The organism is Paraburkholderia sp. RL17-347-BIC-D (genome assembly GCF_046027915.1).
Classification (GTDB): domain Bacteria; phylum Pseudomonadota; class Gammaproteobacteria; order Burkholderiales; family Burkholderiaceae; genus Paraburkholderia.
On record NZ_JARESS010000013.1, the window covers coordinates 129,695 to 142,937 of the forward strand.

A 13,243-nucleotide genomic window follows, 5' to 3' on the forward strand; every position below is an offset into this window, starting at 1 on the left:
GTCTACGACTCTGCTTGATGACTCGCCATCGCCAAGGCGTTGTGCAGTCTGCCGAGATGCAGTATCGAGAGGGGATTTATACTGCGGTGAGTCACAATTTACCGCGCGTTTTCATCCCGTCGATAAGAGTCAATCTCCCCGCCCGGTTGAACGTATGCACGCGATCTATGCTTGCGTCCCAGTTGGCTTCTATCCGGCTGGCCGGCGTCTCCTTGTAGGTCGTCTCGTCGATTACGTCGATACGCTGAAACGACAATGCGCGCCCGTACTTACCGCTGCAATCCTGCGCGGGCCGATACCACTGCCCCTGGTGCTCGAAAATGTTCCCTGCGGGGCGGGCAGTTCTGATGTCCGATACGATCGGGTTGCACGGATGAGGATGCCAGTCCTGCGTCAACAGCGAATCGGACCAGAACAGAAACAACTCGTCGGACAGCGGTGCGTGCTCGTTTTCCCGCATGCAGGCGAACAGCCAATATTTGCCGTCGTGACGCCAGATCGTGGTGTCGACGGCCATGACGTCGTCCATCAGGTTCATGACGTGTTCCCATTGATCCGGGAACCGCGTGCACCGGTAAATCTCGATGGCCTTGCTCTCGTTCGTCTCCGGAATCATGTAGAGCTCACCGTCCTCCTCCAGCATGAAAGGATAAGACAGGTGATACGGCCGCTCCAGAATCTTCACAGGAGGCAAGATCGGTTGATCGTTTGCATCGAAACGGATAACCGAAAGATGACCCCTGTTCTTCGAGTATTCGAGTTCTTCGAGGAACACCGCATACTCGCCATGTCTTTCGACGACAAACGGGTCCGCCCAGAAACGGTCCTTGGGAGGCACCAGTTGCTTGAATTCGAAAAGACGGTCAGGGAGATGACCGTTCTCGCCGAAGTGATACAGCAGCATCCATTGTTCGAACTTGCGCAGTCCGCTTGCCTTCTTTGCAACGGTGCGCGCCAACAACTGGCCGATGAACTTGCCATAGGATCCGCTGGTCGGCTCGGCGATTTTCTCTCCGGAATAGAACGCCGGCGGCGTATCAGCCTTCGTGTATTTCAGCCTGAAGTTTTCCTCGCCGATCTGCCTAAGCTCGCGCAACCTTCTCGGCGCGAACGAAAGCGTCTTCCAGTAGCAGTGGCTGCGGTTCCTGTGAATCGACACCGGGTAGGTCATCGACCATGATCTTTGCAGCGTGTGCGGGCGTTCGCCCGCGCGGGTCTGAAACTGCAAGGCGGACGCCGTCGTTGCGCGGTCGAGAAGAATGTCCCACACGCCGACGGGTCCATCACGTTCGACAACCTCATCACCATGCCGATACGACCAGATGCCGCAGGAAGCCGTATCGAAGATCTCGCCGCAAGGGCGCAGCGAGCCCAGCCGCAAGAATACGGTGATGCCATAGGCGGCGATGTTCGCGAGGTCGCGAGCATCTAAGTGATCCCCGCATTCCCTGCTCTCCACCTCGACATTCAAGGTCGGGATTCCCGGCAGCGTCGAGACCAGCGGCTCGGTCCTGAACGCGTCATGCCCAACCTTGACGAGCCGCTTGTCGAGCGCCATCCACAGCGACAACAGCCACGGAGCGGCCTGCGCAGCGATCTTCTTTTCCGGCCGCTGTTTATACGCATATTTGACGACAAGGGCGACCTCCATGCCCTCCTCCGTGGCAATCTGCCCCAGCATGTGATTCACCCAGGCCGGCAACGCAATGTCGTCGACGAGAACCCCGACCTTTATCTTGTTCATCGCTGATTGTCTTCGTAGATCAATATGCATGTGCCCCGCGCGTCATTCCACCGTCACCGATTTCGCGAGGTTGCGCGGCTTGTCGACGTCGGTCCCTCGCGTACACGCCGTGTGATACGCGAGCAATTGCAGAGGCAGCACGTGCAGGATCGGCGACAACGCCCCGTAGTACTCGGGCATCTGGATGACGCGCAGCCCTTCCTCGTTTGACAGATTCGCATCGGCATCGGCGAAGACGTACACCTGGCCTCTGCGCGCACGAACCTCCTGAATGTTCGACTTGAGTTTCTCCAGCAAGCCGTCGTTCGGCGCGGTCACGACGACCGGCATCGCATCGGTCACGAGCGCAAGCGGTCCGTGCTTCAGTTCGCCGGCGGGATAGCCCTCGGCGTGAATGTACGAAATCTCCTTGAGCTTTAACGCGCCTTCCAGCGCGATTGGGAAGTGCGCCCCGCGGCCGAGGAAGATCGCGCTGTCCGTGCGCGCGATCTCGTGCGCCCACGCGATGATCTGCGGTTCGCGCGCAAGCACGCCCTGCAGCGCCGTGGAGAGGCCCGAGAGCTGCGACCGATAGTTCGCTTCCTGCTGGTCGTCAACGTATCCGCGTGAGCGGCCGAGCGTCACCGCGAGAACGAACAGCGCCACGAGTTGCGTGGTAAAGGCCTTGGTCGATGCGACGCCGATCTCGGGCCCGGCTTGCGTAATGAACGACCAGCGCGACTGTCGCACGATCGCGCTCGTCGCCACGTTGCAGATGGCGAGCGTGTGTTCCTGACCCAGCGATTGCGCATGGATCAGCGCACCCAGTGTGTCGGCGGTTTCGCCCGATTGCGAAACGGGCACCACGAGCGTGTTCTTGCCCGCGATCGTCTCGCCGTATCGGTATTCACTGGATATCTCGACCTGGGTCGGAATCTTCGCGATCGATTCGAACCACGCCTTGGCGGTCATCGCGGAATAGTGACTCGTGCCGCAGCCGAGCAGCAGGATGCGGTCGATCTGCGCGAACGCATTCGGATCGGTTGCGCCGAAGAGCGTGGCGTCGAACGCGCTGTTGCGGGGGAACGTTTTCGACACAGCGAGCGGCTGCTCGAAAATTTCCTTTTGCATGAAGTGACGGTACGGCCCGAGCGCTGCCTCGGTGGGCGGGTGGCGCAACGTGCGCGCCTCGCGCACGACCGGCTCGCCGTCGCGGTTCATGATGCGAGTGCCGCTGCGGGAGAGGTCGGCGATGTCGCCGTCCTGCAGGAACACGAAACGGTCGGTGACATCGGACAGCGCAAGCGGGTCCGACGCGAGAAACGATTCCTTGCCGTTTATCCCGATCACGAGCGGCGAGCCATATCGCGCGCCCACTACGCGTTCCGGTTCGGCTTTGCAGAAGACGGCGATTGCATAGGCGCCGCGCAGTTCGCTTACCGCGCGACGCACCGCATCCGCCAGATCGCCCTGGTAGCAACTGTGAATCAGGTGAGCGATCACCTCCGTGTCCGTCTGGCTCGCGAATTCATAGCCCGCGCGGCTCAGTTTGATTTTCAGCGCCTCGAAGTTCTCGATGATGCCGTTGTGAACGATCGCGACCTCGTTCTTCGAGAAGATGGGATGCGCGTTCTGGGTCGCCGGCGCACCGTGCGTGGCCCAACGCGTGTGCGCGATGCCCGTCGCGCCTTCGAGGCCCATCTCGCGGACCTCGGCATCCAGGGAGCGAACCCGCGTCAGACTGCGCACGCGGTGTGGCGCGCCGTCCCGAAGCACCGCCACTCCGCAGGAGTCATAGCCACGGTATTCCAGCCGCCGCAGGCCTTCGAGCAATACCGGAACGACATTGCGTTCCGCGATCCCCGCCACGATTCCACACATATTCCCCTCCGATGGTTTAGCCCGTATCGCGACTCAACAGTGTTGGAATATCGCGTGGACTTCATAAAGCATGCTGTGATGCGCTAAAGCGATCCGTTGCTTCGCGCATATTTCTTCTCTATAGGCATCCGAATTAAATCGTCCGCCTCCAGGCAACGGCGGCGCCCCACAATCAACTCAAACCGTTTCTCCAAGCAGTTGGTCCGCGCTATGGCTGATGAGTTGCATCATCGCCGCCTTCGCGCCCCCTGCATCGCCAGCTTCGATCGCACGCACGACTTTCCCGTAGTCGGCGACCCGCGTATCGTACGCGAGCGCTTGCACGTGGGAGATCGCCTGCATGGCCCTCAGCCCCATCCGGACGATACTGCCCATCTGGCTGAGCAACGCGTCGCCGCTCGCATCGACGATGGCCGCCTGCAATGCGTCTTCGGCGGCTTTCTCCGCGACGTAATTCCCACTCGCACGCTGGAGCGTCTGATACATGGCGGTGATCGCAATGCGCTGATGCCGGTTCGCGCGAGTGGCCGCGAACGCAGCCGCGCGGGGGTCGACGAGCTTGCGGAACTCGATCAGCCCATGCAGATACTCCGGATCTGGCGTGGCGCGCAGCCGCCACTCGGCAACTTCATGATCGATGATCAGCCAGTCTTTCGCAGGCGTGATGCGGGTCCCCGTCTTGGTCCTGACATCGAGCATCCGGCGCGAAACGAGGATGCTGATCGCTTCGCGCATGATGGCCCGGCTCACTCCATGCTTCTTCGAGAGGATCACCTGCGGAGGAAGCACGTCGCCGTCGTAATCCCCGTTGATGATGCCGGTCACCAGTTGATTGACCACTCGCTTGACGAGCGAGGCTTCGAATCCGTGGTTCATTTTATTTTCTCGTCACACTGTGAAGTGTTATGTGCAAGATCCGCCTTTTCTCGAATCTTCGCCGTGGTTTACAAGGCTTTCCCCCGTGCCTTTGTATAACCACATGGTGCATCGGGTTTCGCTCCCGCAACGTACGTCCTCACACACTGACCATCTAAAGAAATTCAAATCGCAGCGCAACACGTCGCTCGCAACAGCCCGGGCGGCACGCATGAGCTACCCCGCCCTGCCGCCCGCACCTCAGTGGCGCGGCCGCTCCGCCCCACGCGGCGCGACCACCGGAGCGTGCCGCGTGATCATCAGCCAGCGCGGCGTCCTGATGCGCACGATCGCCACATAGAGCTGAACGTAGACCAGGATGAATGCGATGGTTGCGCCGGCAAGCGCGATCGGGCGGTCCCAGAAGAACGTAGCCGGAACAATGCCGACGAGGCTCAGCACCCACAGATAAACCGAGGTAAATGAATTGCGCAGCGCGCGCTGGCGCAGATTGCCCGCGTCGAGACCCTTTCGCACGATGCGCCGGTACACGAGCGTATGCAGATGAAGTCCGTCAGGAGCGCCCGCCGGCCTTCCGCGCACGATCCTGCGGCGATAGATGGAAAAGAGCGTCTCGAAGGTCGGATAGATGGCGACAGCCATGGCGTACCACGCAGACACGCCCGGGTTGCGCACGATCAGGAGGATGAGCAGCTCCGCCATGATGAACCCGACGAAATAAGCTCCGCCATCTCCGAGGAAGACGGAAGGCACCGGAAAGTTCCACAGCACGAAGCCGCCGATCGCTCCGATCATCGTCAGTGCCATGCTCATGATGAGCCAGTCGTTGACGCTGTGCGCGACGTAGCCGATCGAGGCGAAGATCAGCATCGTCACGACCGACGCGAGTCCGTTAAAGCCATCGATGATATTGACCGCGTTCGTCAGCCCGGCGACGCCGAGCATCGTGAAGCCGATCCCGATCGGCACGATGCGCAGCCACTGATCGACGAGCGGCAAGTCCACCCGCGTGAGCGTCGCGTGCATCAGCAGGCAGGCCGCGAGCGCCGAAGCGAGCGCGCACAGGAGCCGCACGCGCGGACTCACGCGCTTGGTCATGTCCTCGATCACGCCGCCCGCGAACACCGGAACGGCGCACAACAGGAGCAGCAGTTGACTCGTCCCGGGGTTGGTCGCCCACAGCGGCTGTATGACCGGTACGACAGTGGCGGCACATGCAATCCCAATTCCGCCGATTCGTGGCACCGCGTAGGCGTGGTTCTTCTGAATGCCGCGCAAGTCGTGGTCCATCGTAAGCGACCCGTGCAGACCCGAACTTCGCACGATAAAAAAGATAACCAGGAATGAGACAACAAAGCCAAGCGCAAGATTTAACATCTCGGTCTCCAATATTAACGGAGGAATTTTTATTTTCTTGTCGCTTGAACGTCTTTTTAGGACAAGGATAGTAATGCACACCGTCTCTTATTTTGAGTCTTTCCTCTGTGGCATTCCCAACACAACCCCGACACGATCATTTTATGAACCGACAAATAAGCGTAAATGCGGCGTGCTGCCGAATACGCCGGTTCAGGTTATCGGCGGATCGGGACGTGTATATGAAATGACCATTGCTCGTTCTCGTGTCCGGTTCGCACAGGAAGCGCGCTTCGCATTGACGAGCTCCCCGGCGGCTACCGGACACCTGCTCAGAGAAAGTACTTGTACGTGTCCAGCAGATAGTTCTTAATAACGTCGTAGGTCAAAATACCTAAGACAAAAGCGACGGTCCACAGGACCAGCGAATTCTTGAGGCGGATCTCCGGCAGCAGGAACGCCAACAGCAGCGGCCCATAGTAGACAATGCGCTGGGTCCCGAACGGATACACGAAGAAGGAAATGATCAGGAACATGAGCAGGCCGATATGCATGATCGCGATCTTATGGACGACCATTTCGCGCACCGTGTTCTCGATATTTTTTCGACGCAGCATAAGCACGAGCGTCGGTACGATCAGATACAGGGCGAGCGATATCAGGAAGTTCACCGTGAACTCTTCCTGCTGGGTGTATTCTTCGAGCCGGCGGCCGCCGAACGTGTTGAAAAGCCAGGCTGACGCCAGCGACATCGCGAGCGCCGCACCGACCACACCCACGATTGCCAGCGCCTTGCTTCGCCTCATGAGAACGTGCGCGAGAATCAGGAACAAGGCCGGATACGCGAACGTGGTGTGAACGATGCTGGCGAGAAGCGCGCCTCGAATGGGCTGCTGCCGGCACATCGCGAAGTACATGGCAATCGACAGAGCAAATCCCTGACGGATCTGGAATAACCCGACCGTCGCGAGGCCGGTAGGGATCACCGCCCACAACAGCAGGCCGAGAAATGGCCGGCGCGTGCGGCTGAGGGCAAGCGCCATGAGCACGTTCAGCACGACAACCGTCAGCCGCACCGCGGTATCCGGTGAGAAGCCCAGTGAATCGATGCCTAGTACCCAGAGCCGCCAGCCGAGCTCATCCGTGATCGTCTTCACGATGAAGAGCACCGTCGAATGGCTAGTGGACCAAAGATGCATGATCCAGAGCGGATCGGCATCCCTGAAGTACGCAACGTAATTGTCCTGATCGAGCAGTTTGCTCCGATCGCCGAAGGCGATCCTGCACAGGATGAGCACTGCCAATGCCAGGAATGCCAGCATGGAAGGCCGCAACCATCGGTAGCCGACTGATTGGAACTGGAACTTCGAGTTGAGTTGTTGTGCCACTTTCATCTCCCTCTTGCCCGTCGGCTTGCCAGCCCTGCGCAAACCGGAGGAGGTGTTGATTTTTATGCCGCTCAAATGTGCTCCCGGCAATCGCCGTTCAGCGGACCGGGCTCTGTAATCGACGATGCTATCGAGCCATTGAATGGCCTTCGAACTGACATCGCATTACGCCCCTGCACGCTATCAGGCTTTTGTTCGACATTACGAGCGGAATGGCACACAAGTTTTGAATCGACCACGGAACGTTAGTCCGTCAATTCGTATCAACAATAAATCGCATCCGGAATGGCCGCGGACAATTGTCCCGGTCTGTGTACGATGCCGAACGGTAAGGCGGCTGCCCGATCACTTAGCCTTTCACCAGTCTTACCGTGATTACGGATACCAACTCCGTTAAACGACGCGACAGGAAAAGGCGGCCGTCCGCAAGGCATGAATGGTGTTTGTGGAACTCAGTGCTGCTGCAAATGAAACCTGTTTGCCCAACCGAAAAAGATACGGGTTTACATCAACGAATGCCGAACCGTGCGAACGAAATGAAAATCGTCCATATAATCTCGGGCCTCGGTTTGGGCGGCGCCGAAACGCTGCTGCTGAACCTCGTTTCGGAATCGCGCAGCACCGGCGGCACGCACGTCATCATTTCCCTGTCGTCGCTGGATATCATGGCGGAGCGTCTGCGCGCCGCCGGCGCGGAAGTCAGGCTGCTGGGCATGCGACCCGGCATTCCGAATCCGCTGCTCCTGATTCGACTGGCCAGGTGGATCGTCAAGGCCAACCCCGATGTCGTCCAGACATGGATGTATCACGCGGATATTTTCGGCGGCGTGGCGGCACTGCTGGCGCGGCTGATGTTCCGGCTCAGGGGGCAACGCCACCGGTTCGTGCTCGTCTGGGGCATCCATCGAACCGAAGTGCCCACGGCCAAAGTCGGGCGCGTTCTGAATGCGCTTGCGCGAATCGGCGCAATGACTTCCAATCAGTTGCCGGACTCGGTCATTTGCTGCGCCAACGCGTCGTACAAGACTCACGCCGAGTACGGTTACGATCGCTCCAGGATGCGCGTGATTCATAACGGCTTCGATGTCCGCAAGTTCGTGCCGGATGCCACTGCAAGGGCTACGCTCCTGAACTCGCTCGGCTTGTCGCCACGCTCGATACTGATTGGCATCGTCGGACGCTCCAATCCCGCCAAGGATTACGATAACTTCCTGCGCGCGGCCGCCCTGCTTCATCAGCGCGTGCCGGAATGCCATTTCGTCATGGTCGGCAAGGATGTCGATGCCAACAATAAGGCGCTTGCACGCATGATGAGCGAGCTTGGCTTGACCCGCGTGTGTCACTTGCTGGGCGCGCGGAATGACTTGCATCGAATCATGCCGGCGTTCGACATGTTGTGCCTCTCATCCCGAACGGAAGGTTTGCCCACGGTCGTCGGCGAAGCGATGGCCTGCAGCGTTCCGTGCGTGGTCACGGATGTGGGCGATACCGGCCAGCTCGTCGGCGACACCGGTCTGGTCGTTCCGCCGCGAGATCCCGTCAGTTTGTCGGATGCGCTGGAAGAGATGGCGACGTTGAGTCTGGAGCAGCGCGAGAAACTCGGCAAGCTGGCACGCGAACGGATTGTCGAATGCTTTTCTATTACGGTGTGCTGGCAGAAGTATCGGGACATGTACGCGACATTACTGCGTGCGAAAGGCGTAACGCGTTAAGCGTTACGCTATTGAACGCGGCTACCGGATGATCGTGGGATTCGTGATATCGATCTTCGGCCCCGCACGGTCGTAGTCGGTGCTCACAAAGGCGTCTCTCCTCGGACGGATCCACGTCGGTGAATTGCTCGTGATATAGCCGGTCACGATGCGGCCTTTCGTCGCCAATCCGGATACGCTGTAGGCCGCTTCCCTGCTGTCTTCATCCTTGTGTCCACTGATCACGACGCTGACGTACTTTTCCCGGCTGCCCGGCAGTGCCTCCAGATAGACGAGAATGCCGAACTGGCAGTGTCGTGTCGTCGGATTGACGATCCGGATATTTTCGATAACGTCCGTGTTGGCGTTCGGCTCGATGTCGAGTCCGGCGGAAGGAAGCGTACCGGCGATGTTTTCCCACACGGGATGATCGAACAGAATATTCCTGCCGCTGATGATCGACACCCCTTGTCGACGGCAACCCGAGGCATAGTGATTCATCACCCGGATGTCGCTCGAGTAAGGCAGGCCGTTGCCGAAGCTGTTCGCGATATAGATGCCGTCGCCCCAACAGTTGGTCGTGTTGGGGGAAAGTATCGTCACATCGGTGCTTCCCGCGATCGATATGCCCATGCCCCACTCTCCGCCGGTCACGGTGTTCAGTTCCTTGCTGCCGTCCACGCGCGGATTTTCCAGCCGCACGTGCCGCACGTCCCAGATACGGATGACCTCATAGTTTTGAGTGTCGTGAGGAAGCAGTTTGAGCGACGCGCCGGGAGCAAAGCGCACGCGGCTGTTGCTGCGCATGTGCAGCCCTTGCGCATCGATCCTGCATGGGCCTGTGATGACCAGTGTCTTGCCGACTGAACTGTCGACTGCCTTTTGAAGCGCGGCACGGTCATTCGTCTTGCCGTCCGCGCTGACGCCGAACCATCGATCGACGACCTCGTCGGCCGCGGCCCGCTGATTGGTCACGACGTCGGCCACCGCAGCGAGCGGGCGCGTGATCGCACCCACCATGCTGCTGAGGAGAAAAGCATTCACCGCTCTTCGGCTATTTCGCACCGTACACTCCCATAAGAAGTTCAGCCCCTCATGCGGCGCATGGCACGCAACGGAGTAGACGTTAAAAAGCGCATCGCCATCGCGATGCCTGGGACGGGGGCTTCGACGCTCGCGGCCTCTGCGAAAGAAATGAACCGCGAGCGGTTTTTCTTCACGAATCCGATGATTCCGTCGATCTCGGCCTCGCTTAGCGTATTGACATGCAGGCAGATGGAATACACGCCAAAGCCAAAATGCACCGGCGTGGCGAACAACTGCGGCACCGCGGTCAGACCGCCGAATTTGTACGGATAGACGCCGCTGCCGTCCGTGAGGTACTTGAAGTCCAGATCGGCTAGTGCGCGGAGCGTCGCTTCATCGAACGAGTGGGAAGGCGCCATGAATACCGGCTGCCAGACACCTTGTTCCTGGAGTATCTTTTTTCCCGCCTGCAGCTTGGCAAACTGCTCGTCGTATGAGAGGCCGGCCAGTTCCGATTTGCTGCCAAGACGCAACAGCCCGGGGTGCTGGGTGACGTACTGATGAGTGTATCCGTGCTGCGCGATGCTCCAGCCGCGATCGACCCAGCCGCGGACCGCATCCCAGAACGCATCTCTCGCCGGCTCGACAACCAGCGTCTGATCGAGGCAGTTAGGCACGACGCCGACGAGCAACGGCAGGTCCTGATCCATGGAAAGCTCATCGAACGGATCGAATCGCGACCAGGCCATTTCCGGGGTGACGTCATCGAAGCGCAGTATGAATTTCGGAGCGACCATACGCACTCAATCTCCTTCAGGATATTTCTTTGAATCTGCCCTGGCGTCCGACGGATATCCGCACGGAAGCGCCAGCCGGGTTCAAATCTGCCGCTCGCGCTGACCCGCGATGACGACTTCTTGAGGCACGGGGTCCAGCAATTCGCTGTAGACCCGTAATGTCTTGCTGATCACGATCGATTCGTCGAATTCGCTCAGGGCTTTTTCCCGCGCCGCGAGACCGAGTCTGCGGCAGAGCTTCCGGTCGTCGTCCAGGCGGCGGATCGCGTCGGCCAGCGCCGCGCTGTCGCGCACGGGAATGAGCAAGCCGTCTTCTCCCGAACAGCTCACGACCTCACGGCAGCCCGGCGCATCGGTTGTGATCAGCGGCAACGCGCACGCGGCCGCCTCGATCAGCGTCTTGGGCAAGCCTTCGCGATAGCTCGGAAGCACGACGACGTCCACTTCGGACAGCAGCTTCGGCATATCGCTGACATGCCCCAGCCACGTGAGAAGGCCGTCGTTGACCCACCCTTCGACGAGTTCCCGGGAGACAGAGGCGGGATTGCCGTCGTCGGGAGAGCCGGCAAGAAGGAACTTCACCGAGCGGTTTTCACTTCTCAGTGCCCGGGCCGCCTCGACGTACTCGGCGATCCCTTTGTCCCACAACAAACGGGCAGCCAGCACGACCCGCAATGGCGCCCGGGTTTCCTCATCGGTCTCCTGCCGGGCGGAGAACCGCGAACAGTTCACGCCGGATCCCTTGATGAGCCGTATCGACCGGTCATCGACGATTCTCGCCCGTTTGAAAACCGCGACGTCGTCGGGATTCTGCAATATCAGCGCATTGCGCCGGCCATTCAACGCGGAGCGCATCAACTGGCGCACGATAGGCCGCAGTACACGGGCTTTCAAATCCCGGCTCGTGAAGACGTAACCCATGCCGGCGACGGCATTGATTCGCGCGGGCACGCCGGCAAGCTTGCTCGCCAGCGATCCGTACACCGCGCTCTTGATCGTGAAGCCGTGGACGAGGTCGGGCTTTTCACGTTGAAGAAACCGCACGAGCCACGCGAGCACGCCGAGTTCGCGCAACGGATTGAGGCTTCGACGATTCATCGGCATGGCATGCCAGCTAAACCCCAGCGCCTGCAGCTTGGGCCCGAACTCGCCCGGCGGAGAGAGCAACACCACTTCATAACCGTCTTGCCGCAGCTTCTGCGCCAGCGAGAGGCGGAAGTTGTAGAGATACCAATCGGTGTTGGCAAAGAGAACTACTTTACGTCCGTTCATGTCCGCTCCTGAATCTCTGAGCTTTTTGTGAATACGGCAGGTCACGACCACAACGATGCCATCGGTTCAATTCAATGCGTCGACTCAACAGGCCTCACCCGCGCCCCGACCCGCTCGAACAACTCGTCCCAGATCTGCAATACCGCCTTCAATGAATAGCGCTCCCGTACCGACTTGGCGGCCTTCCTGCCCAGCTCCGCGCGCAGCGGGTCGTCCGAAATCAGGCGGTGTAAAGCGGCGGCCATGGAATGCGCGTCGCCTGGCGGGATGAGCAGTCCGTCCTCGCCGTTTCGCGTCAACTGCCTCGGTCCGCTAGGACAGTCGAACGACACGACAGGCAGTCCAATCGCCATGCCTTCCATCAGCGCCATAGGCAAGCCTTCATGACTCGACGACATCGCAAAGACCTGTCCCTTGGCCAGCTCGCTCCACGGGGTCAGCGTCCGTCCTGGCAGAAAAATCCGTTCCCCCATGTGCAGTTGCTCGATCTGAGCCTCCAGTGCGGCGCGCTCAGGTCCTTCTCCCCAGATCCACAAGTCCCAATCAGGGCACTCGTCTGCCAGTAGTGAAAAGGCGCGAATCAGCAAGTCGAACTGCTTTGTCCTGTTCAACCGCCCCAGAGAAATGACGCGCTTGCGCGCCGTCGCTTGTTGCCGTTGCTGCACGAACAGTTCATCGGGCAGTGGATTGGGCATCACCGCGATGTCCTTCATTCCCGGCACGACCTTTCTGAATGGCGCGACCACGTCGTCGGTCAGCAGGGTCAGGAGATCTGCCTTCGGATAGATAAACCGGCACAGAAGTCTCCATAACAACGAACGGCGATCGGCCAGAGGATTGGTGTGCTCGCTCACGATGACGGGAATGCCGAGTCCTCGCGATGCGAGAATCGTCGCGACATTCACATTCGTCAGAAACGACACGATCACATCCGCCTGGCTCTCGCGCATGAGCGCGCGCAACGCACTCATGCGCTCGACAAAGGCGAGCGGCCCCCGGCCTCGCCGCGTCACCAGGTCAGCCAGATAGACGAACTTCACACGCGATGAAACCGGGTAGTTGCAGGTGCTCCGCCCGGAATACGTGGCGACTAGCGTGACCGAGTCGCCCCGCTCGACCCAGGCATTGACAAGCGTCGCGGCGACACTCTCGGCACCGCCATCCTGCATCGCGCTAATGAACAAGACGATATTCATGGAATGTCAGGTCTCCGCCCGCTTGATGATTGGAAGC

The 13,243-nt window shown here is 59.8% G+C and carries 10 protein-coding genes; 1 reads left to right on the plus strand and 9 read right to left on the minus strand.

The window, feature by feature from the left end:
- Nucleotides 1-91: 91 nt before the first annotated feature.
- The 5 genes from P0D96_RS19680 to P0D96_RS19700 all read right to left on the minus strand — a co-directional run bounded on the left by P0D96_RS19680 (nt 92) and on the right by P0D96_RS19700 (nt 7,224).
- Nucleotides 92-1,744, minus strand: a complete 1,653-nt coding sequence (locus tag P0D96_RS19680) for a glucosamine inositolphosphorylceramide transferase family protein (protein WP_408314914.1) — start codon at nt 1,742-1,744, stop codon at nt 92-94.
- A 42-nt stretch (nt 1,745-1,786) separates the two neighbouring features.
- The gene (gene glmS, locus P0D96_RS19685; RefSeq protein ID WP_132377527.1) at nt 1,787-3,604 is read right to left on the minus strand and encodes a glutamine--fructose-6-phosphate transaminase (isomerizing); all 1,818 of its coding nucleotides are present in this window, start codon (nt 3,602-3,604) and stop codon (nt 1,787-1,789) included.
- Between the two features lie 177 nt (nt 3,605-3,781).
- On the minus strand, nt 3,782-4,480 hold the full coding sequence (locus P0D96_RS19690) for a FadR/GntR family transcriptional regulator (protein ID WP_132377528.1): 699 nt from the start codon (nt 4,478-4,480) through the stop codon (nt 3,782-3,784).
- A gap of 240 nt (nt 4,481-4,720) precedes the next feature.
- Nucleotides 4,721-5,857, minus strand: coding sequence for an MraY family glycosyltransferase (locus tag P0D96_RS19695; RefSeq protein ID WP_408178165.1), 1,137 nt, complete (start codon nt 5,855-5,857; stop codon nt 4,721-4,723).
- 311 nt (nt 5,858-6,168) lie between these two features.
- The gene (locus P0D96_RS19700) at nt 6,169-7,224 is read right to left on the minus strand and encodes an EpsG family protein (protein WP_165923923.1); all 1,056 of its coding nucleotides are present in this window, start codon (nt 7,222-7,224) and stop codon (nt 6,169-6,171) included.
- 536 nt (nt 7,225-7,760) lie between these two features.
- Here P0D96_RS19700 and P0D96_RS19705 point away from each other — a divergent pair.
- The gene (locus P0D96_RS19705) at nt 7,761-8,936 is read left to right on the plus strand and encodes a glycosyltransferase (protein WP_408285267.1); all 1,176 of its coding nucleotides are present in this window, start codon (nt 7,761-7,763) and stop codon (nt 8,934-8,936) included.
- Between the two features lie 21 nt (nt 8,937-8,957).
- Here P0D96_RS19705 and P0D96_RS19710 read toward each other — a convergent pair whose 3' ends face one another.
- From P0D96_RS19710 to P0D96_RS19725, 4 genes are all read right to left on the minus strand, one after another.
- The gene (locus P0D96_RS19710) at nt 8,958-9,959 is read right to left on the minus strand and encodes a right-handed parallel beta-helix repeat-containing protein (protein WP_243658301.1); all 1,002 of its coding nucleotides are present in this window, start codon (nt 9,957-9,959) and stop codon (nt 8,958-8,960) included.
- A 41-nt stretch (nt 9,960-10,000) separates the two neighbouring features.
- Nucleotides 10,001-10,738 (minus strand): DUF2334 domain-containing protein, encoded by a 738-nt coding sequence (locus P0D96_RS19715; RefSeq protein WP_132377531.1) that lies wholly within the window; start codon nt 10,736-10,738, stop codon nt 10,001-10,003.
- An 81-nt stretch (nt 10,739-10,819) separates the two neighbouring features.
- Entirely contained in the window at nt 10,820-12,061 is a 1,242-nt protein-coding gene (locus P0D96_RS19720) for a glycosyltransferase family 4 protein (RefSeq protein ID WP_408314917.1), read from the minus strand.
- Between the two features lie 20 nt (nt 12,062-12,081).
- Complete coding sequence (locus tag P0D96_RS19725) at nt 12,082-13,206, minus strand: glycosyltransferase family 4 protein (RefSeq protein ID WP_408178167.1); 1,125 nt, start codon at nt 13,204-13,206, stop codon at nt 12,082-12,084.
- Between the last annotated feature and the right edge of the window lie 37 nt (nt 13,207-13,243).